Annotated in this window: 18 protein-coding genes; 3 read left to right on the top strand and 15 right to left on the bottom strand. The window is 63.1% G+C overall.

All coding sequences use genetic code 11. The annotated features are described in order from the left end of the window. Window positions 1-76 precede the first annotated feature (76 nt). The 13 genes from ASE26_RS09240 to ASE26_RS09185 form a co-directional block, all read right to left on the bottom strand. Window positions 77-784 (bottom strand): response regulator, encoded by a 708-nt coding sequence (locus ASE26_RS09240; protein WP_055937224.1) that lies wholly within the window; start codon window positions 782-784, stop codon window positions 77-79. Window positions 785-802: 18 nt separating this feature from the next. Further along, entirely contained in the window at window positions 803-4,981 is a 4,179-nt protein-coding gene (locus tag ASE26_RS09235) for a hybrid sensor histidine kinase/response regulator (RefSeq protein WP_229207288.1), read from the bottom strand. A gap of 58 nt (window positions 4,982-5,039) precedes the next feature. Continuing rightward, window positions 5,040-6,209, bottom strand: a complete 1,170-nt coding sequence (locus ASE26_RS09230) for a patatin-like phospholipase family protein (RefSeq protein WP_055937221.1) — start codon at window positions 6,207-6,209, stop codon at window positions 5,040-5,042. Between the two features lie 75 nt (window positions 6,210-6,284). Continuing rightward, window positions 6,285-8,033 (bottom strand): gamma-glutamyltransferase, encoded by a 1,749-nt coding sequence (ggt, locus tag ASE26_RS09225; RefSeq protein WP_055937218.1) that lies wholly within the window; start codon window positions 8,031-8,033, stop codon window positions 6,285-6,287. A 39-nt stretch (window positions 8,034-8,072) separates the two neighbouring features. Next, on the bottom strand, window positions 8,073-8,834 hold the full coding sequence (locus tag ASE26_RS09220; protein ID WP_055937216.1) for a 3-hydroxyacyl-CoA dehydrogenase: 762 nt from the start codon (window positions 8,832-8,834) through the stop codon (window positions 8,073-8,075). Window positions 8,835-8,897: 63 nt separating this feature from the next. Further along, the gene (locus ASE26_RS09215) at window positions 8,898-9,386 is read right to left on the bottom strand and encodes a hypothetical protein (protein WP_055937214.1); all 489 of its coding nucleotides are present in this window, start codon (window positions 9,384-9,386) and stop codon (window positions 8,898-8,900) included. Window positions 9,387-9,442: 56 nt separating this feature from the next. Further along, window positions 9,443-11,650 (bottom strand): sodium-translocating pyrophosphatase, encoded by a 2,208-nt coding sequence (locus ASE26_RS09210; protein WP_055937209.1) that lies wholly within the window; start codon window positions 11,648-11,650, stop codon window positions 9,443-9,445. Between the two features lie 157 nt (window positions 11,651-11,807). Next, the gene (gene adk, locus ASE26_RS09205) at window positions 11,808-12,464 is read right to left on the bottom strand and encodes an adenylate kinase (RefSeq protein WP_055937206.1); all 657 of its coding nucleotides are present in this window, start codon (window positions 12,462-12,464) and stop codon (window positions 11,808-11,810) included. A gap of 78 nt (window positions 12,465-12,542) precedes the next feature. Next, window positions 12,543-13,301: a 3-deoxy-manno-octulosonate cytidylyltransferase gene (gene kdsB / locus ASE26_RS09200; RefSeq protein ID WP_057246085.1), complete on the bottom strand. Its 759-nt coding sequence runs from the start codon at window positions 13,299-13,301 to the stop codon at window positions 12,543-12,545. Window positions 13,302-13,304: 3 nt separating this feature from the next. Next, window positions 13,305-13,481 carry a Trm112 family protein gene (locus ASE26_RS29780; protein WP_082507565.1) on the bottom strand — a complete coding sequence of 59 codons (177 nt, stop codon included), beginning with the start codon at window positions 13,479-13,481 and terminating at the stop codon, window positions 13,305-13,307. Continuing rightward, complete coding sequence (lpxK, locus tag ASE26_RS09195; protein WP_057246084.1) at window positions 13,462-14,517, bottom strand: tetraacyldisaccharide 4'-kinase; 1,056 nt, start codon at window positions 14,515-14,517, stop codon at window positions 13,462-13,464. The genes ASE26_RS29780 and lpxK overlap by 20 nt, the downstream gene beginning before the upstream one ends. Further along, window positions 14,517-14,936, bottom strand: coding sequence for a biopolymer transporter ExbD (locus ASE26_RS09190; RefSeq protein ID WP_055937552.1), 420 nt, complete (start codon window positions 14,934-14,936; stop codon window positions 14,517-14,519). Before ASE26_RS09190 ends, lpxK begins: the two co-directional genes overlap by 1 nt. A gap of 21 nt (window positions 14,937-14,957) precedes the next feature. Beyond that, on the bottom strand, window positions 14,958-15,563 hold the full coding sequence (locus ASE26_RS09185; protein ID WP_055937198.1) for a MotA/TolQ/ExbB proton channel family protein: 606 nt from the start codon (window positions 15,561-15,563) through the stop codon (window positions 14,958-14,960). Between the two features lie 905 nt (window positions 15,564-16,468). On the opposite strand from ASE26_RS09185, the gene xseA reads away from it, so the two are divergent. After that, the gene (gene xseA, locus ASE26_RS09180; RefSeq protein ID WP_055937195.1) at window positions 16,469-17,812 is read left to right on the top strand and encodes an exodeoxyribonuclease VII large subunit; all 1,344 of its coding nucleotides are present in this window, start codon (window positions 16,469-16,471) and stop codon (window positions 17,810-17,812) included. Window positions 17,813-17,879: 67 nt separating this feature from the next. Beyond that, complete coding sequence (gene sodB, locus ASE26_RS09175; RefSeq protein WP_055937191.1) at window positions 17,880-18,458, top strand: superoxide dismutase [Fe]; 579 nt, start codon at window positions 17,880-17,882, stop codon at window positions 18,456-18,458. Between the two features lie 225 nt (window positions 18,459-18,683). On the opposite strand, the gene ASE26_RS09170 is transcribed toward sodB, so the two are convergent. Further along, on the bottom strand, window positions 18,684-19,709 hold the full coding sequence (locus ASE26_RS09170; protein ID WP_055937188.1) for an NAD(P)-dependent alcohol dehydrogenase: 1,026 nt from the start codon (window positions 19,707-19,709) through the stop codon (window positions 18,684-18,686). Between the two features lie 106 nt (window positions 19,710-19,815). Here ASE26_RS09170 and ASE26_RS09165 point away from each other — a divergent pair, with 106 nt between their 5' ends. Further along, on the top strand, window positions 19,816-20,799 hold the full coding sequence (locus ASE26_RS09165) for a LysR family transcriptional regulator (RefSeq protein WP_057246082.1): 984 nt from the start codon (window positions 19,816-19,818) through the stop codon (window positions 20,797-20,799). 24 nt (window positions 20,800-20,823) lie between these two features. On the opposite strand, the gene ASE26_RS09160 is transcribed toward ASE26_RS09165, so the two are convergent. After that, entirely contained in the window at window positions 20,824-23,673 is a 2,850-nt protein-coding gene (locus ASE26_RS09160) for a TonB-dependent receptor (protein WP_057246080.1), read from the bottom strand. Between the last annotated feature and the right edge of the window lie 44 nt (window positions 23,674-23,717).

The raw sequence follows: 23,717 nt of genomic DNA, 5'->3' as shown, positions 1-23,717 counted from the left end.
AAGGTTCAGTTGAAAGTACAGCCTGCGGTGCAGACTACTTTAAACTTAAACTATATTTACCGCAAGGCCTGCTTGTTCAGCTTTGGCGTACCAGCGAGGATTGGTGCAGCACCGCCCGGATCACGTCCGTCAGCGCCGCCTGCACGGCTTCGTTGCTGGTGTGGCCGCCCATCAACGGCTTCAGCGATGCTGCAGCGCCGTACAGGCCCAGCGTGGCGCAGCCGGTATGCAGGCGCTCCAGCCGCACGCGAACCTCGGCCTGCTCGTCGTGCGCCAGCAGTGCATTGATCTCGTTGCCGGCCGCAGTCAGCTGGTTCTGGAAACCGGTCAGGTAGACCAGCAGGCGGTCGGCGGCAATCCCCAGCCGCACCAGGGTGGCTGCCGGCTCCTCCGCCCGGTGCTCGTAGCCGTTGGCCGCCTGGTCGAGGAAGGCGCCAAGGTGGGCGCGCACCTGCTCCGACTGGAACGGCTTGACGATATAGCCGGTGGCGCCGGCCAGGGTGGCCTGCTGCACTGTTTCCTTGTCGGTGGCGGAAGACACCAGCACGAAGGGCACTTCGGCAAGGTCGCCATGGCCGCGCACGCGCTGCAGCAGCTCGATGCCGGACAGGCGCGGCATGCGCAGGTCGCAGAAGACGATGCCCGGGCGCACGCCTTCCTCCAGTTGCTGCCAGGCGTCGGCGCCATCCTCCGCTTCGACGATTTCGAACTTGCCGCAACCATCGATCAGGTGCATCAGCACCATGCGTGAGACTACATCGTCGTCGACTACCAATACTTTCATTCTCTCTCCGCTTTTATTTTAGTGACGCGTTGGGGATACGACGTGTTCCAGCAGCAGCCGCAGGCGCGGCAGCTTTTCGCGGATCGCCGGCCACATGGCGCGATCCGCAGCGCGTTCCAGTTCACCGCACAGCGCATGCAGCTCGGCCTCGTCCAGATAGGCGGCGCTGCCCTTCATGCCATGGAACAGGCGCCCGGCCGCATCGGCATCGGCTGAAGCCAGTGCCTGGTCCATTTCGCGCAGGCGACCCGGCAAGTCGGCGATGAAGGCATCGCGCAGGCGCAGCTTGAGGGCTTGCCCGGCCTGGCCCGGCATCGGCGCCGGCGGCGGCAGGTCGCACACGCCGAACATGGCATCGAGCTCCGCCACCGAAGGGCGTTCTTCATTGCTGGCCCGCATCCGCGGCAGCTTCATGCCGCGCGCAAGCTGGCGTTCGATAGCGCGTTCGAGCTGCATGTGCAGCGCGCCTTCGTCGATCGGCTTGGTCAGGAAATCATCCATGCCGGCCGCCAGGTAGCGGCTGCGGTCCTCGTCGCTGGCGTTGGCCGTCAGGGCCACGATCATCAGGTGCGGATCCAGCACCGGCGCTTCGCGCGGGCCGCCGGAACGGATCAGGCGCGTGGCAGTGGAGCCGTCCATTTCCGGCATGCGGCCGTCCATCAGGATCAGGTCATAGCGCTGCTGGGCGCAGGCGGCCAGCGCCAGCGCGCCGTTGCCGGCGATATCGACCTTATGCCCCAGGTCTTCCAGCATCATGCGTACGATGATCTGGTTGGTCGGGAAGTCTTCCGCACACAGCACGCGCAGCTGATGCGAGTGCGGCTCGCGCGCGACATGCGGCGCCAGCGGCGGCGCCACGCCGTTGCGCAGCGGAACGGTAAAGGCGAAGCTGGAACCGGCGCCCGGGGCACTGACCACATCGATCGAGCCGCCCATCAATTCCACCAGCTGGCTGCTGATCGCCAAACCAAGGCCGGTGCCGCCGTAGCGGCGGGTGGTGGTGGTGTCGCCCTGTTCGAACTTCTGGAACAGGCGCGGCAAGGCGTCCGGCGGAATGCCGATGCCGGTATCTTCCACCACAAAGCGGATGCGGTGCCCTTCCGGCCCGCTGCTCTCGCGCTCCACCCGCAGCGACACCTTGCCGCGCTCAGTGAACTTGAAGGCGTTGCCGACCAGGTTGACCAGCACCTGGCGCAGGCGGGTCGGGTCGCCGACCACGAATTCCGGCAGATCCGGCGCGAAGTCGACTTCGAAGCCGACCATATTGGACATGGTCTGTTCAGCGAACAGGCTGACCACGTTTTCCACCATGCTGGCCAGCGCGAAGTCGATCGTTTCGATATGCAGCTTGCCGGCTTCGATCTTGGAGAAATCCAGCAGGTCATTGATGATCCCCAGCAGCGACTGCGCATTGCCCTGGCCGCGCTCGATCTGTTCGCGCGTGCGCTCGGCCAGCGCGTTGTCGCGCAGCGCGAAGCCCAGCATGCCGATCACGCCGGCCAGCGGGGTGCGCATTTCATGGCTCATATTGGCCAGGAATTCGGACTTCTGGCGGGTAGCGTCTTCCGCCCGCTGTTTGGCCAGCGACAGGTGCTTGTCGCGCTGCTCCAGCTCGCGCTTCTGCTCCTGCAGCAGCTGGTTTTTCAGTTCCACCTCGGCCGTGCGCAAGCTGACCTGTTTTTCCAGCTGCAGCTGCTGGCTGCGCAGCGCACGCACGCGCATATGGTAGGCGGCCCAGGCGCCGCCCATCGCCACCACCAGCATGCAAAGCCGGAACCACCAGGTTTTCCAGTACGGCGGCGCGATATTGATTTCCAGCGTGGCGGCATTGTCGTTCCAGATGCCGTCCTTGTTGGCTGCCTTGACGCGGAACTGGTAGGTGCCGGGGTCGAGGTTGGTATAGGTCGCGAAGCGCTTGCCCGCATCGGTCACCACCCAGTCCTTGTCGAAGCCGACCAGCTGGTAGGCAAAGCGGTTGCGCTGCGGCGCGGCGTAGTGCAGCGCCGCGAATTCCAGCGAGAATACGGAGTCGCCTTCGCGCAGCGACAAGGAACTGGTGTATTCGATGGCCTGCTGCAGCACGCCCCTGTTGGCGCCGCCCTGGCCCGGGCGCACCGGCTTGTTGAAGATCTGGAAATCGGTGATCACCGCGGTCGGCGCCGAACTGTTTTCCCGCACTTCCTGCGGATCGAATGCGGTGATGCCGTTAAAGCCGCCGAAGTACAGCGTGCCATCGGCCGCGCGCAAGGCGGAGCCGTCGAAATAGGCGCCCTCGATAGTGCCGTCCACGCCCGAATAATTGCGCACCTGGCCATTACCCATGTCGAGGCGGGAAATGCCGGTATTGGTGGACAGCCACAGGTACTTTCCACGGTCCGGCAGGATGCCGGCGATCGCATCGTCGGCCAGGCCGTCCTTGCGCAGGAAGCGGCGGAAGTGCACGCTGCCGTCCGGGCGCCGCTCCATGCGGTTCAAGCCTGCCGCGGTGCCGATCCACAGCATGCCGTCGTCGTCCTCGAACAGGTAGTGCACCTCGTTGTGGCTCAAGCTGCCCGCGTCGTTCGGGTTGTTGCGGAAGTGCGTGAAGCGGCCGGTCTTGCGGTCCAGCAGGTCAAGGCCATTGAAGGTGCCGATCCACAGATTGCCGCGCCGGTCTTCCAGCACCGGGCGCGAGACGCTGTCGGCCAGGCTGTGGACGTCGGCCGGATCGTGACGGAAGGTCAGCACGCCATTGCTGGACGGGTCGATGCGGTGCAGGCCGTTGCGGGCGGACGCCCAGACCATGCCTTCGCGATCGCCGAACAGGAAGCGGATCACGTCGTTCTCCGGATCGCCGTGCGACAGCATCAGCGGACCAAAGCGGCGCGCCTTGATATCGAAGCGGCGCACGCCGTTGCGGCTGCCGACCCACAGCACGTTACGGTCGCGCGGGTCATGCATCAGGGCCGTGACCTGGAACTCAATGCTGTCGCTGCCGGTACCGGTGCGATACAGCACGGTCTTGCCGGTCACCGGGTCGTAGTAATTCAGGCCATCGCTATTGCCGACCCAGATCTTGCCGTCGCCGGCGTCGAGCAAGGCGCGCACCTTGTTGTCAGTCAGCGTAAACGGCTGGCCCGGATCCTTGACCAGGCGCGCAAAGCCGCCGCTGCCCAGGTCGACCCGGCTGACGCCGCGATACCAGGTGCCGACCCACAAGGTGCCGACGTTGTCGCGGAATAGCGAAAACACATAGTTGTCCGCAATGCTGTGCGGGTCGCCCTGCTGGTGGCGGTATTGCACGAAACGGTCGTCCGACTGGCGCCAGCGGAACAGGCCGCCGGTCTGGCTGCCGACCCATAGCGTGCCGTCCTGGTCCTGGTAGATGCGCTTGACGGTACTCTGCGGCAGGCCTTCCGCCGCCCCCAGCACGCGCCGCTGCGGATACTTGCCGTCCAGCGTCCAGCGCTCGATGCCGTTCTGCGTGCCGACCCATAGCACCTGGTCGCGGTCCACCAGCAAGGACTGCGCGCCGCGTGCGCCGGCTGCCTTCAGCGGATAGTGGATGAAATTGCGCGCGCCGGCCTCCAGCATGTCGACGCCGGCCGAGGTGGCAACCCACAGCCTGCCCTGCTTGTCGCGCGCCAGCGCGTTGACCTGGTCATGCCCCAGGCTGTCCGCTTCGGTGCGTTCATGATGGTAAATGACGAACTTGCCCGAAGCCGGATCGAAGTGCTGCAGGCCGTCGGCGGTGCCGATCCACAGGCCATCGCGGCCGTCGTCGATGATGGCCTTGATATGGCGGTTGCCGCTGCCGCGCTTTTCCGGCTCGCGCGGCAGGTGGTGGGTGAATGCCTGGGTCTTGGGATCGAACAGGTCAAGACCGCCGTCGGTGCCCACCCACATGCGCCCGCGCGGATCGAGGTGCAGCACGCCAACCCAGTTCTCGGCCAGGCTGCGCTGGTCGCCCACGATATTGCGGTAGACCGTGACCTTGTAGCCGTCGAAGCGGCTCAGGCCTGCCTGGCTGCCGAACCACATGAAGCCCTGGCGGTCTTGCATAATCGCCAACACCGATTCCTGCGCCAGGCCGTCGTCCACGTCCAGCTGCTCGAAACGCAGGGTGCGCGGCGGCGCCGCCAGCGCCGGGAGGGCGAGCGTGCAAGCCAGTGCCAGTGCGGCCAGGCGCGTGATCAGTCGACGTACATTTCCAGCCACAGGGGTCAATAACCAGGAAGAAGCGGGGCAAAAGCTGCCATTTTACTATTTGTCGCCATCACGACCCGAAAAATGCCAGGACGTCGGCTCGCCGCGCCTGGGTATCGCGCTGGCCAAGGCGGATCAGCTCCTGGGTGTAGCTCGATTCAAACAGCAGGTAGGACGCCAGCGCCGAGCCACGCGCTTCGGTGGCGCCGATCCCGGACAGCATGGTGCGGATCGGCGCCGGCAGGCTGCCGATATGGCGCGCCGCCAGGTCGTCCAGCCGTTCCGACGGTGCAATCACCAGCAGTTCCACTGGCCGCAGCGGGGTCTTGGCCAGCAACTCCTCCGGCAGCACGGACAGGGTCTGGTTGACGCGGTTCAGGCGCTCGATGTCGACCGCCAGCCCGTCCAGGAAGATGGAGGACATGGCGTGGCCGGCAATCTGCGCCAGGCTTGGGTAGCGCGGCGTTTCCGTCATCTGGCGCGGCGGTTCGGTCAGGCGGCCGGCACCGACTACCAGTACCTTCTGCGCGCCAAGATGGATGGCCGGCGAAATCGGCGCCAGCTGGCGCATCGAACCGTCGCCGCAAAATTCCAGGTGGCCGCCCATGTACAGCGGCGTGGCCGGGAAGATGAAGGGAATCGCCGACGACGCCAGCAAATGCTCGACGCCGATCTGGTCCTGCATGGCCACGCGCTGCATCCGCACCCAGGGCGCGATTTCAGCGGCGGTCTGGTAGAAGGTGATGTGCTGGCCGCCGGTGTAGGACGAGGCGGTGACGGCAACCGCGTGCAGCAGGCCCTCCTGCAGGCAGTTGTCGAGGCGCGGCAGGTCCAGCATCCGGTGCAGCAGATTCACCAGCGGCGTGTTATCGAGCAGCGACTGCGGCGGCGTCGCCCGCCATTTTCGCAACAGCCAGCCGAATGAGAGCAGCGACAACCAGCGCGCACCGGAACGCAGCACGCCCAGCGAGTCGGCGCGGTAGACCTGGTTCGCTTCGAAATTGCTCCACACATCGAGCAGCTTCTGCACGCCTTCGCCGAAGTTGTCGGCACGGCAGGCCAGGGCGGTAGCGTTGATGGCGCCAGCCGAAGTGCCGCAGATGATCTGGAAGGGATTACGTGCCGGCGGCCATCCCTCTTCCCACAGGATTTCGGAGATCGCCTGCAAAACACCAATCTGGTAAGCCGCACGGGCGCCGCCGCCCGTCAGGATCAAGCCCGTTTTCTTTTTCATGCCCATTTATCAAGGGTAACATGCTGGCTGCGGGGCGGGAATGCCTGGCGCCCCGCCCGCCCTTAGCCTGTCGCGCGCCCGTCACTCGCCGCGCACGATGCCTTCGCGGCGCGGATCGGCGCCGCCGAACCAGCCCGCCGGCGTGCGCTGCAAGCCTTGCAGGCCCGAGTTCATTTCGACCTGGCGCACTTCGTGGCCGCGCGCTTTCAGCTGCTCCACCACTTCAGCCGGCACCCTGCCCGCTTCAACCTCGGTCGGGCCATTGCGGCTGCCGAAATTGGGCAGGCTGATGGACTGCTGCACGTTCAGTTTCCAATCCAGCGTGCCGACCAGCACCTTGGCCACGTAGTTGATGATGGTCGAGCCGCCCGGCGAACCGGCAGCCAGCACCAGTTTCCCCGTCTGTTTGTCGAACACCAGGGTCGGCGACATCGAACTGCGCGGGCGCTTGCCCGGCTGCACGCGGTTGGCGACCGGGCCGTTTTCATCGGCCGAATCCCACGAGAAATCGGTCAGCTGGTTGTTCAGCAGGAAGCCGTCCACCATCTGGCGCGAGCCGAAGGCGTCTTCCACCGATGTCGTCATCGAGATACCGTTGCCAAAGCCGTCCACCACCACCAGGTGCGAGGTGGATGGTTTGTCCAGCGCGGTATCGTCGCCCCAGGCCACTTTGACTTCGGCCGGCACGCCGGCGCGGGCGCGGCCCATCGACCGCTCGCCGATCAGGGTGGCGCGCTGGCGCAGGTAGGATTTATCCAGCAGGCCGCTGGCGCCCTTGCCGGGCAGCGGCACGAAGTCGGTGTCGGCCACGTAGCGGTTGCGGTCCGCGTAGGCCAGGCGCTCGGCTTCCGACATCAGGTGGATGGCGTCGGCCGTGATCACGCCGTTGACCGGCGCGTAGTCGCCGATCCTGCTGTTTTCCAGGATGCCGAGGATCTGTGCGATCGCCACGCCGCCGGACGATGGCGGCGGCATGCCGCAAACCGTGTAGACGCGGTAGTCGGCGCACAGCGGCTCGCGTTCCTTCGCCTTGTAGCCGGCGATATCGGCTGCCGTCAGGCCGCCGGGATTGCTCGGATGGCCCTGCACTTTGGCGGCGATGTCGCGTGCGATGTGGCCGCGGTAGAAAGCATCGGCGCCTTCAGCGGCAATCTCACGCAGCGTCTTGGCCAGGGCCGGATTTTTCAGGACGTGGCCGACGGGCCAGGGCTTCTTGTCCTTATCGAAGAAATAGGCGGCAGCGACCGGGTCGCGCTGCAGGTAGCGTTCGCTGGTCAGCAAAGCGTTCAGGCGCGGGCTGACTGCAAAGCCGTCCTCGGCCAGCTTGATGGCAGGCGCGAACAGCTTGGGCCAGGCCAGCTTGCCATACTCCTTGTGCGCCAGTTCCAGCATGCGCAGCACACCGGGCGCGCCGACCGAACGGCCGCCGACGACGCCATCCGCGCGCGGCAACGGCTTGCCGCTGGCGTCCTGGAACAGCGTTTCGGTGGCGACTGCGGGCGCGGTTTCGCGGCCGTCGAAGGAGCGGACTTTCTTGCCGTCCCAATGCATCATGAAGGCGCCGCCGCCGATGCCGGAGGATTGCGGCTCGACCAGGGTCAGTACCAGCTGGGTGGCGATGGCGGCGTCGACGGCGGAGCCGCCCTGTTTCAGCATCTGGTAGCCGGCTTCGGTGGCCAGCGGGTTGGCTGCGGCGACCATGAATTTTTGCGCGGACCACCCGGCTTTCTCCTGCCAGCCGGTGGCAATTTCAGGAGCGCGGTTGTCTTGGGCGTGGAGCGGGAGACTGGTGCAGCAGAGCGCTGCGAGGGCGAGGGCAATGGCTTTCATTTCTAAATGCTACACCAATTCGCCCTCGCCTTGCCGAGCTTACTTCGGCTGCATGCGGATCGCCCCATCCAGGCGGATCGTCTCACCATTCAGCATGGTATTTTCGATAATGGACTTCGCCAGCGAAGCATATTCGAACGGCTTGCCCAGGCGCGGCGGGAACGGCACCATCTTGCCCAGCGCATCCTGCACTTCCTGCGGCATGCCCAGCAGCATCGGGGTCTCGAAGATACCCGGCGCAATGGTCATCACACGAATGCCGGAACGCGACAGGTCGCGCGCCATCGGCAGCGTCATGCCCGCCACACCGGCCTTGGACGCGCCATAGGCCGCCTGGCCGATCTGGCCATCAAATGCGGCCACCGACGCGGTATTGATGATCACACCGCGCTCGCCCCACTCCGCCGCCTCGGTCTTGCCCATGGCGTCGGCAGCCAGGCGGCACATATTGAAGGTGCCGATCAGGTTGATGCTGACGGTGCGCGCGAAGGAGTCCAGCGGATGCGGGCCATCCTTGCCCACAGTCTTGATGGCAGGCGCCACGCCGGCGCAGTTGACCAGGCCGCGCAAGGTGCCCATGGCGGTCGCCGCAGCCACCACGGCCAGGCCGTCCGCTTCCGACGTGACGTCGCATTTGACGAATTTGGCTGCGCCCAGTTCAGCGGCCAGCTTTTCGCCCGCTTCCACCTGCACGTCCGCCAGCACGACTTTGCCGCCGTTGTCGACGATCATGCGCGCGGTCGCCGCGCCCAGGCCCGATGCGCCGCCGGTAATGATGAATACTTGGTCCTTGATTTGCATGCTTTGTCTCCCCTATTCACTTTACGTTACGTAAACGTCAATCGAGGCGTATTGTAGCCGAATTCAGTAGCAAGTCATCCATCCGCCGCTCTGGGAACACACTTTTCCGCCCGGGCTGATGACCTGCCCCGGCGGCCCGTGGTAATAGGTGCCGCTGGCGTCGCGGCAGCCGCCGGCATCGCACTGCACCGGGATCGGCATGCTGGGACCGGGCAGCGGCGTCGCCGGCGGCAGTGAGGGCTGGCCTGCCCGCGGCAGTTGAGCGATGGCTGTTGGAGGCGCATGCGGATCGCGTTTGCTGAGCATGGGCGCCCAGGTCAGGGAGGGGTCGGGCGCCGGCGCGATGCGCGGGGTGGGCGTGACTGTCATCGGCACCGGCCGGCGCGGCATATTCTTGCGGGCAGGCGCGGTACGGCAAGGCTCCCGCAGCAGGTGCTTGCCGTCGGCGCTGAGCCGGCACTCCGGCAAACGCCGGTAGTCTTCAAGGGATTCGGTGCCAGCGGCCGGGCCGGACAGCCCGGCGGCCAGCGCCAGCAGGAGTGGAAAATTCATGATGCCCTCCGCAGCGTACAGCCATCATACGCCGCGCAAGGCGGAAGCGGCGCGGCTTACCTGGCCGCCGGGGCCTCGCCCGCTTGCGCCGGTACCTCGGCCGCCGCTGGCGCCACAATCGGCGCCACAACCGGCGCCGCAACCTGCGGCGCCGCAGCCGAAGCCGGGGCCACCACCTGTTGCTGCGCCTGCATCGGCGCCATGGTCACCGACAGGATGCCCGTGGCCGGCAGCAGCGGCACCAGCAGCAGCGCCACGATGTTGATGATCTTGATCAGCGGGTTGACGGCCGGGCCGGCGGTATCCTTGTACGGGTCGCCCACGGTATCGCCGGTCACCGCCGCCTTGTGCGCGTCGGAGCCCTTGCCGCCGTGGTTGCCGTCCTCGATATACTTTTTCGCGTTATCCCAGGCGCCGCCGCCGGTGGTCATCGAGATTGCCACGAACAGGCCGGTGATGATGGTACCCATCAGCAGGCCGCCCAGCGCGCGCGGGCCGAGCAGCATGCCGACCAGGATCGGCACCAGCACCGGGAGCAGCGAAGGCGCGATCATTTCCTTGATGGCGGAAGCGGTCAGCATGTCGACCGCCTTGTCGTACTGCGGCTTGCCGCTGCCGTCCATGATGCCCTTGATGTCGCGGAACTGGCGGCGCACTTCCACCACCACCGCACCGGCGGCGCGGCCTACCGCCTCCATTGCCATGGCGCCGAACAGGTAGGGAATCAGGCCGCCGATGAACAGGCCCACGATCACCATCGGGTCGGACAGGTCGAACGTCATCGACATGTTGCGCGACTCCAGCGCGTGGGTATAGTCGGCGAACAGCACCAGCGCCGCCAGGCCGGCGGAACCGATCGCATAGCCCTTGGTCACGGCCTTGGTGGTATTGCCCACCGCATCCAGCGGGTCGGTGATGGCGCGCACGGAATCGGGCATGCCCGACATTTCGGCGATGCCGCCGGCGTTGTCGGTGATCGGACCGTAGGCGTCCAGCGCCACCACGATGCCGGCCATCGACAGCATGGAGGTCGCGGCAATCGCAATGCCGTACAGGCCGGCCAGTTTGAAGGAAACCAGGATCGCCACGCAGACGGCCAGCACCGGCCAGGCGGTGGACTTCATCGACACGCCCAGGCCCGCGATGATATTGGTGCCGTGGCCCGTGGTGGAAGCTTCCGCGATATGGCGCACCGGCGTAAATTCGGTGCCGGTATAGAACTCCGTGATATAGACCATCAGCCCGGTCAGCACGATGCCCACCACGGTCGCGCCCAGCATCTTGTAGCGCATGTCGTCGTCAGGCCACACCATCCAGGTCACGACCACGAAGCCGATCAGGGACAGGCCGGCAGCCCACCACAAGCCGGTGTACAGCGCGGACATGATCTTCTTGCCCGGCTTCGCCTTGACCATCGAGCAGCCGATGATGGAACCGATGATGGACACCGCACCAAGCAGCATCGGATAGATAGCCGCCTGCGCCGGCGCGCTGGTGATCATCAGCGCGCCAAGCAGCATGGTCGCGATCAGGGTCACCACATAGGTTTCGAACAGGTCGGCCGCCATGCCGGCGCAGTCGCCCACGTTGTCGCCCACGTTGTCGGCGATCACCGCGGGATTGCGCGGATCATCCTCGGGAATGCCCGCCTCCACCTTGCCCACCAGGTCGGCGCCGACGTCGGCGCCCTTGGTGAAGATGCCGCCGCCCAGGCGGGCGAAGATAGAGATCAGGGAAGCACCGAAGGCCAGGCCGATCATCGGCTTCAGCACTTCATGCACATTGAGCGACGGGGCAGGCGCAGACGGAGCGCCCATCACGGTGAGGACCCAGTAGAAACCGGCCACGCCCAGCAGGCCCAGGCCGACCACCAGCATGCCGGTGATGGCGCCGCCCTTGAAGGCGACATTCAGCGCCTCGTTCATGCCCACCGACGCAGCCTGCGCGGTACGCACATTGGCCCGTACCGACACGTTCATGCCGATAAAGCCGCAAGCGCCGGAAAGCACGGCGCCAAGAAGGAAGCCGATGGCGGTCTTCATGTCGATCGCCGCCCCGATGGCTACCAGCAGGACAACGCCGACAATGGCGATGGTGCGGTACTGGCGGGCCAGGTAGGCCGCAGCACCCTGCTGGATGGCTGTCGCGATTTCCTGCATGCGGGCATTGCCCGCGTCCTGCCGAAGAATCCAGCTGCGCGCCCACAGCCCATACACAACCGCGAGCACGCCACACGCAATCGCGAACCACAAACTTGCTGCCATAAATAGCCCCCTTACGTTATTAGAATCAAAAGCTACAAAACGAACTCGGTACGACCGAACTACGTACTGCGAAACTTTGACACTTCACGGCCAGGGGGCCGCTAAACCGGCAAGCCGGTTCAAAAAAGCGGGCACTTGGCCCGCTTTTCATTGAGTTTTAGCTGTTCAGGGCCGCGAACGCACGGTCGCGGATCTCGTCAACTGGACCAACGCCTTCGATCTTGCGATATTTAGGCGCACCAGGCTGGCCCGATTTGGCCCACTCGCCGTAGTAGCCGAGCAGGACTTCGGTCTGGTTGTGGTAGACGTCCAGGCGTTTCTTGACGGTTTCTTCCTTGTCGTCGTCACGCTGCACCAGGTCTTCGCCGGTGACATCGTCCTTGCCTTCGACTTTAGGAGGATTGAATTTGACGTGGTACACACGGCCCGAAGCCGGGTGGCTGCGGCGGCCGCTCATGCGTTCGACGATCTGGTCGTCCGGCACGGCGATCTCGAGGACGTAGTCGATTTTGACGCCTGCGTCCTTCATCGCGTCGGCTTGCGCGGTGGTGCGCGGGAAGCCGTCAAACAGGTAGCCGTTGGCGCAATCCGCTGCTTTCAGGCGGTCTTTCACCAGGCCGATGATGATGTCGTCGGAAACCAGCTGGCCCGCGTCCATTACTTTCTTGGCGGCCAGGCCCATTTCAGTACCTTCCTTGATTGCGGCACGCAGCATGTCGCCGGTGGAAATCTGCGGGATGTTGTACTTTTCCTTGATGAAGTTGGCCTGGGTGCCCTTACCGGCTCCTGGTGCTCCTAACAGAATGAGACGCATGAATGTTCCTAAACGATTTAATAATAATTTTTGATGATGCCTTAGCCACCTTGCTAGAAACTTACCACAAAAGTTGGCTTATCCGCCACTTTTGTAGAGTGCCTGCACACGCGCCAGGTCTTCCGGGGTATCCACGCCAGCGGCCGGGGCGGAATCGGTCACGTGTACGGCAATGGGGTATCCATGCCATAGCACGCGCAGCTGCTCCAGGGCTTCAATCCCCTCCAGCGGCGACACCTCCAGCGCCGGGTAGGCTTGCAGGAAGTCGTTTCGATAGGCGTAAAGGCCGATATGGCGCAGCGGGACGTAGCCGGCCGGCAGGGCCGACTTGTCCTGGGCGAAGGCATCGCGGTGCCACGGGATGGTGGCACGGCTGAAATACAGTGCGCGGCCCTGCTTGTCCAGCACCACCTTCACCACGTTCGGGTTGAAGGCGTCGGCTGCATCGTGCAGCGGGTGGGCGCAGGTAGACATCGGCACGTCAACGCCGATGCGGGCAGCTGCAGCTTGCAGCAGTTGCGGGTCGATCAGGGGCTCGTCGCCCTGCAGGTTGACCACTACGGCATCCATCGGCAAATTCATGGCACGCGCGACTTCGGCGATGCGGTCGGTGCCCGACGGGTGGTCGGCGCGGGTCATGAAGGCTTCGATGCCGTACTGTTCGCAGGCGTCTTTAATAGAGGTGTGATCGGTAGCCACCACGATGCGGGCAGCACCGGCTTCCCTGGCGCGTTCGGCGACGCGCACCACCATCGGCTTGCCGCCCAGGTCGGCCAAGGGCTTGTTGGGCAGGCGGGTCGAGGCCAGGCGGGCCGGAATGATGACGATAAAGGACACCGTTTACTCCGTGGTGTCTGGCAGGGAGCGCGCCTCGTCGGCCCACATGATCGGGATGCCGTCGCGAATCGGGTATGCCAGGCGATCGCCTTTGCAAATCATTTCCTGGGCTTTTTTGTCGTACTCCAGAGGGCCCTTGCACACAGGGCAGACCAGGATATCAAGCAGGCGTGCGTCCACGTAGTTTCTCCACAATTTGATCGGCCAGCGCCGCGTCGATACGGGCGCTGACTGGAACGACCCAGATTCTTGGATCGTTGCGTAATTCTTCAATTTGCCAGCATTTTACTGCATCCTTCTCCGTCACCAGGATAAAGTCGGCCTCGATTTTGGCGAAAGGACGGTCTTTAAAGTCGTGATGGTCGGGCAGCGGCAGCTCCTGCGGCTTGAGTCCTGCGCTGCGCAGCATGGCGAAGAATCGGCCAGGATTGCCGATGCCTGCCGCAGCGGCCACGCGCGCTTCGGTGCGTTGCGCCAGCTCGGCCAGAGTCATGCGCTCGCTGCGCTCGGAGAGCCGCTCGGCAACGTCGCCCGCAAGGCGCATCTGCCACGGAGACCCCGCCTGCACGCCCGAAGGCGCGACGTCGGCGCATAGCTGCGCCGGCAATTCCGGTGCATTGACCACGGTGAAATCGCGTTTGCGGGACGGCGCTTCGCGCAGCGGTCCTGCCGGCAAGGTCCAGCCATTACCGGCGCCACGGCCGTCAAACAGCACGATTTCGACGTCGCGCGCCAACGCGTAATGCTGCAAGCCGTCGTCCGTGACGATAACGTTGACTTCGGGATGGGCCGCAAGCAGCGCCTTGCCCGCCGCCGCACGTGCACGGCCAACGAAGACCGGGCAGCCGCTACGGGCTGCAATCAGGACCGGCTCGTCGCCCACCTCGGCAGGCGTCGACCCGGCGCTCACTTCGCGCGGCGCGGCATCCTTGCTGCCAAACCCGCGCGAAACAACGCCCGGCCGGAAACCGGCTGCGCGCAGTGCATCCACCAGCCAGATGGTCAGCGGCGTCTTGCCCGTGCCGCCAATAAAGATATTTCCCACGACGACGACCGGTACCGGCAAGCGCTCGGCGTGCGAGACGCCAACCGCATACAGACCGCGGCGCAGGGCAGCCAGTCCCCGGAACAGCAGGGACAAGGGCCAGAGCGCGCATGCCAGAGCGCCCCGCCGCAGCCACTCGCGCGAGAAGGTCGTCTCGAGGGAAGAGGCCATTACCTGGCCTGGGCCGTCTGCGCCTCGAAGGTCACGCGCTCAAAGCCAGCCACCCGCGCCGCTTCCATCACGTTGATCACCATCTGGTGCATCGCGAACTGGTCGGCGTTGATCTTGACGATCGGGTTGGCGTCCTTGGCAGCGGTCTTCATCTGCTCGGCCAGGCCGGCTACGTCATGGAACGCCACCGGCGTGCCGTTGATGGTGTAGTTGCCCTTGGCATCCACCGTCACGTTCAGGTCATTCGGCTGCTCCACCGTCTTTTCCGCCTCGGCGGTCGGCAAAGTGATTTTCAGCTCGGTGAACTTGCTGTAAGTGGTGGTGATCATCAGGAAGATCAGGATCACCAGCAGCACGTCGATAAACGGGATCAGGTTGATCTCGGGATCTTCGCGCTTCTGGCCGCGGCGGAAATTCATCGCCATAAACTGGTCCCCCGCTTATTTGCGGGTGTTGTGGACGACGTCCACGAACTTGACCGCCTGCTGCTCCATGTCGATGACGAAGGAGTCAACCAGTGCGCGGAAGTGGCGATAGAACACCAGGGTCGGCATCGCGATCGCCAGGCCGAAACCGGTGTTGTACAGCGCCACCGAAATACCGTGCGCCAGTTGCGCCGGGTTGGCGCCGGCAGAATTCTGCGAGCCGAAGATCTCGATCATGCCGACCACGGTACCAAACAGGCCCATCAGCGGTGCCAGGGTAGCAATGGTGCCGAGGGTGGTCAGGAAGCGCTCCAGTTCGTGCGCTACTGCACCGCCCACCTCTTCGATCGATTCCTTCATGACATCGCGTGGGGCGTTGACATTACGCAACGCTGCCGAAAGAACAACACCGAGCTGGGACGATTTTTCCAGCTTGGCGATAATTTCATTGTTGATGTTTCCGCTGCGATAGACGCGCACAACCTCGTCCAGCAGTGTCTTCGGAATGATGCGCGAACGGCGCAGATACATCAGGCGTTCGACGATCAACGCAAGGGCAACAATGGAAGCGATCAGCAGAGGCCAGATTGGCCAGCCGGCGGCCTGGAAAATTGCGAGCAAGACATACTCCTAAGAAAGAAAACCTAAACGCGCAATGTAGCGTGTCGAGAGCTATCAGGCAAGTGTGCGCATTCTTCACATTTTCTGTGGACAACATTGTTGGCAATCCAACTATTTTGCGTTAACCCCATGATTTGATTATGATTTTTTCTAATGCAAAAATTTTCATCAGCTCTGGAAGGGGCAGTTCTACACATATTCTGTGGACAAAATTGTGGGGAATGGCGGCTTTTATATGCTAAGCCTTTGATCGCAAAGCGAATTATTCTCAAGCACAAAAAATGCGCAGTGGCACTTTTCCTGCTTATCCCCAGCTGTGCACTTCTTCACATATTCTGTTGATAAGATTGTTAGCAAGGCTATGCTTGAGGGGTGAAGTACTTGATCCATAAGGACTTTCTTGCCATGCGTAAAAATTTCGCATTGTCATGTCCGGATTCGTTCCCGCCCCCGAAGTGGACATTTTTGCCGCTTCTGCACAAATTCTGTGGACAAAAGTGTGAGCAAGGCCGCAGGAGGTGATGCAAGTCTTTGATATGCAACGACAATCACGCTGCGCTCAATTTTGAGGCAGCAACTTTCCCCACAGCTTCTGTGGATAAAATTGTTAGCAAGGGACAGACTGGAGTGCCAAGTCCTTGATTTCTAAAATGAAAGTTACCCTGCAAACATTTTCATCACGCAAGTTCTGACGGCGAAAAGTTCCTCACACATTCTGTGGATATCTTTGTGCGTAACAGCCGTTCGCTATCGCAAAGTCCTTGATCTATAAGGAAATTCGCAAATTGCCCGCTTATGAAGCATTGACGTTTACCCTTAATAATCAGGTGTTTACAAAAAATACTTGCGATATGAAGTGATATATGACATAAGCATGACCGCTTTCAAAAAGTGTGGACAGGTCAATGATCAACAGCCCCGAACCCAACCAGGTTATTTCAGTCAGCGCCCTCAACCAGGCCGTCGCACGCCTGCTGGAGCGCTCTTTCCCCTTGCAGTGGATATCTGGGGAAATCTCGAATTTCACTCGAGCAAGCTCGGGCCATTGGTATTTCACGCTCAAGGATGACGCCGCCCAGGTGCGCGCCGTCATGTTCCGCGGCCGCGCCCAGTACGCCGGTTTCGTGCCGCGCGAAGGCGACAAGGTTGAGGTGCGGGCCCTGGTCACCCTGTACGGGCCGCGCGGCGACTACCAGATCAATGTGGAGGCAATCCGCCGGGCCGGCGTAGGTTCCTTGTTTGAAGCCTTCCAGCGCCTGAAAGAGCGCCTGGCCGCAGCCGGCTTGTTCGATACCGAACGCAAACGCGCCCTGCCCCTGTTCCCGCGCACCATCGGCATCGTCACCAGCCCGCAGGCGGCGGCCCTGCGCGACGTGCTGATCGCCCTGCGCCGGCGCGCGCCGCACGTCAACGTGGTGCTCTACCCTACCCTGGTGCAGGGCCAGCAGGCCGGCGCCCAGATTGCGGCCGCCATTGAGGCCGCCTCGCGCCGGGCGGAATGCGATGTGCTGCTGGTGGTGCGCGGCGGCGGCAGCATGGAAGACCTGTGGTGCTTCAACGAAGAAGTGGTCGCTTACGCCGTGGCCAACTGCAATATGCCGGTGGTGTCCGGCGTTGGCCACGAGACCGACTTCACCATCTGCGATTTTGCCGCCGACGTACGCGCCGCGACGCCGACCGCCGCCGCCGAACTTGCCGCGACGCCGCGCGCCGACTGGCTCGGTTCCCTGCGTGCCGACGCCACCGACCTGCGCCGCGCCATGCGCCGCGCCCTCAGCGATGCCACCCAGACCCTGGACAACCTGCAGCGCCGCCTGCTCAGCCCGACAGCCCGCATCGCACAGCAGCGCCTGCAGCTGCAAAGCCTGTCCACCGCCATGATGCACGCCACGCGCAACCCGCTGCAGCAAGCCCGCTTCACGCTCGACCGGCTGGCCGGCCGCCTGGCTGCGCGCAAGCCCGACGCCAGCAAAGCGCGGGCAGCGATGGAAGCCCTGCAGCACCGCGCCGGCGCCAGCATGCGTTCGCAACTGCTGCAGCGGCGCGATGCGCTGAACGCGCTGTCGGCACAACTCGAATTATTGAATCCCCAGCGCACGCTGGAACGCGGCTACGCCATCGTCACCGACGCCGCCGGAGCCGTCTTGCGCGACCCGGCGCATATCAAGCCGGGACAATCGCTGGGCGTCCGGCTGGCCGAGGGCGGCGCCGAAATCGGCGTCGCCACCGTGCAGCCAACGCTTACCTAGCGTTCGTATTACAATAGTCGCCGTTTCGGCAAAAATAACTTTTCGTCTCAATCAAAAGGAAACATTCATGGAACATACCCTGCCACCACTGCCGTATGCAATGGACGCGCTGCAGCCGCACATCTCCAAGGAAACCCTGGAATTCCACTACGGTAAGCATCACCAGGCTTATGTCACCAACCTGAACAACCTGATCAAGGGCACCGAGTTCGAAAACCTGTCCCTGGAAGAGATCGTGAAGAAGTCTTCCGGCGGCGTGTTCAACAACGCAGCCCAGGTTTGGAACCACACCTTCTACTGGAACTGCATGGCTCCCAACGCCGGCGGCGCACCTACCGGTGCCCTGGCTGACGCCATCAATGCCAAGTTCGGTTCCTTCGACAACTTCAAGGCTGAATTCACCAAGTCCTGCGTCGGCAACTTCGGTTCCGGCTGGACCTGGCTGGTGAAAAAGGCTGACGGCTCCGTCGAGATCGCCAACACCTCCAACGCAGCTACCCCGCTGACCGGCGCCGACAAGCCGCTGCTGACCTGCGACGTATGGGAACACGCTTACTACGTTGACTACCGCAACGCACGTCCAAAGTACGTGGAAACCTTCTGGAACCTGGTGAACTGGAACTTCGTGGCCCAGAACTTCGCTTAATCGCGGTTCTTCGCCAACAAAAAAAGCTCGCGATAGGCGAGCTTTTTTTTCGCCCGATTCGGTGCCAAAGATTCGGTGCCAAGATTCGGTGCCAGGTCTGTCAATTGGACAGACAGCGCTCCCATTTGATACTTCTCAATACGCGAATTCCACCGAAATTGCGTATTGAGATTTGTCAAAGAAACCGCTCGCGTGTCCGAATGACAGACCTGGCACCGAATTTATTCAATAGCGCGGCTTGACGCTGATCACGACTTTACCGAAGTGGTTGCCGGAGGCGAGGTGCTGGTAGGCTTCGCGCGCCTGGTGGATGTCGAACACACGGTCTACCACCGGCTTGATGTTGCGCTGGGTGACCAGGCGCGACAAGTCTTCCTGCATTTTGCGGCTACCCACATAGATGCCGCTCATGCTCTTGCCGCCGATGACGATCCCGAGCAATTGCAGGCTGGTTTCGAAGCCGCCACCCAGGCCGCCAATCACCGCCAGCTTGCCACCCATGCTGGCCGATGCGATCGAGCGCGCCACAGTGTCCTGGCCGCCCACTTCCAGCACCAGGTCGACGCCCTCGCCATCGGTGGCGCGCAGCACTTCTTCCTGCCACTCGGGAGTCTTGCGGTAGTTGATCAATACGTCGGCGCCCATTGCCCGTGCCCGTTCCAGCTTGGTGTCGCTGGACGAGGTGACGATGACGCGTACGCCTGCGGCCTTGGCCAGTTGCAGTGCCCAGACCGACACGCCGCCAGTGCCAAGCAGCAGCACGGTCTCGCCCGCTTTCAGGCCGCCTTCCACGAACAGCGCATTCCAGGCCGTGACGCCGGCGCAGGTCAGCGTGGCCGCTTCTTCATAACTCAGGTGCGCCGGGACGGCAGCCAGGCCGCCTTCGTGCATCACCAGTTCTTCCGCCAGCACGCCGTTGCCGCCCGCACCCAGCGTCACCGCCGTCTTGCCGGGAGTGACCTTGCCCTCTTCCCAATCAGGGAAGAAAGTGCTCGCTACACGGTCGCCGACGCGGAAGCGCTCCGCGCCCGGGCCGACTTCAATTACCTCGCCGGCCGCGTCGGAACCGGGCACGACGGGACCTTCGCCGCTGGTCGGATAGGTGCCCTGGGCCACCATCAGGTCGCGATAGTTCAGCGAAACGGCGTGCACTTTGACGCGCACTTCATGGAATTGCAGTGCGCGTTTAGGCAGCTTGATCGCTTCCAGGCTGTCGATCCCGCCGCCAGGGGTGATTTGGTAAGCATGCATTTGGAGCTCCTTGCAGGTTGTGGTTAAGTGAGAAGAACTATATAGTTTCCCTACACTCCACAGTGGTGGAGTTTTCTCGACATATTGTCGACTAAATGGAAACAATATGAATGAACGCCTGAATGGCATCAACGTCTTCGTGCAGGCGGTGGAGGCCGGCAGCTTCTCCGCTGCCGCGACCCGGCTGCACCAGACCCGCTCCGCTGTGGCCAAGTCCATCGCGCGGCTGGAAGAGCGGCTTGGGGTGCGCCTGTTCCACCGCACCACGCGCAGCCAGAACCTGACCGAAGCCGGCCAGTCTTATTACGAGCGTTGCGTGCGTGCCCTGGCCGAACTGGATGCGGGCGAGGCCTGCATCGGCACCGGCCGCAGCGAACCGACCGGGCGCCTGCGCATCAGCGTGCCGGTGCTGTTCGGCCGCCAGTTCGTGGCGCCGCTGATGATGGACCTGGCCCAGCGCTACCCGCAACTGACCATCGATATCTCATTCAACGACCGGGTGGTGGACCTGCTGGACGAAGGCTTCGACCTTGGCCTGCGCGTCGGCCCGCTGCCGAACAGCAGCAGCCTGGCCGCGCGCCACCTGGGCCAGCAGCGCATGCTGATCTGCGCCGCTCCTTCTTACCTGGAGCAGCACGGCGAGCCAAAGAGCCTGCAGGAGGTGGCCGGGCACGTCGGCATCCTGTACTCGCGCGGGCGCGTGGTGAAGGAGTGGACGGTGTCGACGCCGGATGGCCGCACGCACGACCTGCTGCCGCGGCAGCGCATGCTGCTGGATGACCTGCAGGTGATTGCCGATGCGACGGCGCGCGGCATGGGACTCGCCTGGCTGCCCTGCTGGCTGGTGGCCCCGTACGTGAAACGGGGCGAGTTGAAAGTGCTGTTCGATTGCGGGGAAATGGAAGCCTCACAGATGCATCTGGTGTGGCCCCATACCCCTTACATGCCCGCCAAGCTGCGCGTCGCGATTGACACGCTGCTTGAGGTCACGCCAATCTATCTGGCAAGCGCAGAGCAGAACCCGGCCCTGCCCCACATACGCCAGCGCAAGGACAAGCCGAACACGCGCTCCAAGACCCCGCCTGGCTAGCGGGATCCTCCTGGCCGGCCGGGCTTACATCTTCCAGTGCAAGCCAGCCGAGACCGAACGACCGGTCTGGACCGTACCGAAATTGCTCACCTGCGCGTTACCCGCATTGCCGAAGTGGTAGTACTGCTGCTGCAATTCGTTGGTCAGGTTGACCCCACTGATATCGAACGACATGTTCTCGTTGATTTTGTAGGAGATCTGGAAGTCCACGCTCTTTTCCGGATGACGCCAGATGCCGATCGGATTGGCAAACAAGGCGGCTTCGTTGCTGGCCAGGAAGCCGGAGCGCCAGACATAAGACAAGCGCGCGCTGACCGGGCCCTTTTCGTATGCCAGGGTGGCGTTGTAGGAGCTCCTGGAAACGCCGAAGAACGGTGTCTCGAGCTGGGCGACGATGACCCCGGCGTCATTGGCGTCGGGGACGTTCTGCGACGAGCTGAGTCGCGTATAGCTGCCCTGGAAGCCCAGGCCGTCGAGCAGGCTCGGCAGTCCTTTCGGGAAGTAGATCAAGCCCAGCTCGGCGCCCTTGATCGTGCCGTTGGAGGCATTGACCGGCGAATTGATGACGTAGTCATAGCCGTTCGTATGGTCGCCGCCCGAGGTCGAGTTGCGGAACGGGTCGTTCGCCGGATCGACGTGAACCTTGTGACGCAAGTTCACGACCAGGCCGTCGATCTTGCGCTTGAACACAGTACCGTAGAGTGCGCTGTCCTTCTGGAAATACCACTCGGCCGTCAGGTCAAGGTTCTTGGAGCGCGTCGGTTTCAGGTCCGGATTGCCGCCGCTGCCCGAGCCATATCCCACCTTTGAAACGTCGTCAGCGAGCTGCAGGACCGGATTCAGGTCACCGAAGTTCGGGCGGCGCAGGGTTTCACCGTAGTTGGTACGCAGCACGACGTCCCTGGACGCGTCGTAAATCAGCGTCATGCTGGGCAGGAGCTTGCTGGTCGACTTGCTGGCACTGGACGAGGTGACCGCCTTGGTGCTGGCATCCACCTTATAGAAGGTCATGTCGGTATCGACCTTGACGTAGCGCACGCCGAAATTGCCGCGCAGGCGATGGCCGAACAGCTCGTTTTGGGTATTCCCCATCAGGAAGAGGTTGCGCGTCTTTTCATCGATCTCGAACGTCTTCTGCAGGCCCAGCTTGTCCGTCGTCTGGAAGTTCGTATCGGTCGAATTCATGAGCTTGCGCCAGTCGTCGATATGGTCGCGGATGTAGTAGGCGTTGGGCTCGACCCATGTGCGCGGAACATCCGAGGTGTCGCTGCCGAAGTTCGAGTTGGTGGAGGAATACTCCGGACCCAGCGAGGCCAGGTTGCGGTTCAGTGTGCCCGATTGGGTCCGGTTAGCCTCGGACGCCTTGCGGTCGTCGAAGCGCACGCCGAACTGGATCGTCTCCAGCGCCCCCCAGTTGGCATCGTAGACGCCCGACAGGTTTGCCGTCGCAGCGCTGCCCTTATTGCGGTTGGCGGTATCGAAGAACTGCGCAACATTCCACTTGGCCGGGTCGGCCAGGTCGGCATCGTTATTGAAGTGGAATGCCGTGTTGCTGCCGCCGGCATTGAAGTCGACGTCGATAGACGGTGCAACGCGATCAATCCGGGTGGCGGTGAATTCCGAGTGATAGCTGCTCGATTGGTACGACAGGTCACCATCGAGCTTCAGGCGGTCGCCAAGGTTCCACTTGCCGTTCACGGCATAAACGCGGGAATCGGTTGCCGACGTGGTGTAGTCGCCGCTGTTGAAGCCGTAGACGTTATTCACATGACGGCTCTTGATCACGTTCGTTCCCGGGAACGTCGTGATCGTCCCCGCCGGATTGCTGCCGAGGTCCCCCCACCAGTCAACAAAGCTGAACAGCAGCCGGTTGAAGGATTTGTTGCGATAACCGTTGTACATCGATTCGAAGGTGTAGACCGAATCACTGTCCGGTTTCCACTGCAAGGCGATATTGGCGGCGGGACGCTTGCGCTCGCCCTGCACGTCGCTCTGGAAAACGGCGTCGCGCGCCAGGTAATAAGGATAGGCTTTGCCGTCGAAATCCAGCGTTGAACCTTCTGCCATCGGCAAGCCTGCATGGGTTCCAGGCGTCCAGATTTTGTTGTCGAAGATGCGCTGCAAGGGCGTGTAACCGGCGGGAACTTCAGCGGCATTCGGGCTGGTAAACGGCACCATGGCACCCGGCGTCACGCTTTCATTGCGGTATTTCGTCCTGGTAGCCGCCAGATTGACCAGGGCGCCGAATTCGCCGACGCCGGTTTGCCAGCGGTTGCTTAACATGGCGCTGAGCTGCGGGTTCGCTTTTTTCGCGGGATCGAGGTAGGTTTCACGCGCCGAAAGCGAAAATTTCGGACCCTTGAAATCAAACGGCCGCAGCGACTTGACGTCAACCTGGCCAGCAATGCCGGTTTCCAACTGGCTGGCATCGCGCGTCTTGTAGACGTCGATCTGGCGCACCAGGGTCGAGGGGATGTCCTGCAGCGCGACCTGCGTGCCGGAAGCGGTAAAAATGGAGCGGCCGTTCCAGGTGGTCTGGAGGTCGGGCAGGCCGCGGATGGACAGGGTGCCGACTTCGCCGCCGGCGCGATTGGTGACCTGGATCCCCGTTACGCGCTGCAGCGCTTCGACGACATTGTTATCGGGCAGCTTGCCGATGTCTTCGGCAACGATCGATTCCACCACCTGGTCATTGGTGCGCTTGATCGCCAGGCTCTTGATCAGCGATGCCTTGACCCCGGTGACGACGACGGTTGAAGTGTCGGTCGGCTCCGCCTTTTCGGCGGCTTCCTGCGCCCAGACCGAGGCGCTGCTCAGCAGGCCAGTGGCCAGCATGCAGGCGACGGTGGTTTTCAGATTTAACTGGTGCTGCATTTGCGGTCTCCATGAGTTGGTTTTTGTGGAACCGACTGTAGGGA

This window comes from Duganella sp. Root198D2 (assembly GCF_001428585.1).
In the GTDB taxonomy this organism is placed as follows: Bacteria; Pseudomonadota; Gammaproteobacteria; order Burkholderiales; family Burkholderiaceae_D; genus Rugamonas.
The sequence above is the reverse complement of the archived record's forward strand: the minus strand, read 5'-3'. Positions and strand labels throughout refer to the sequence as shown.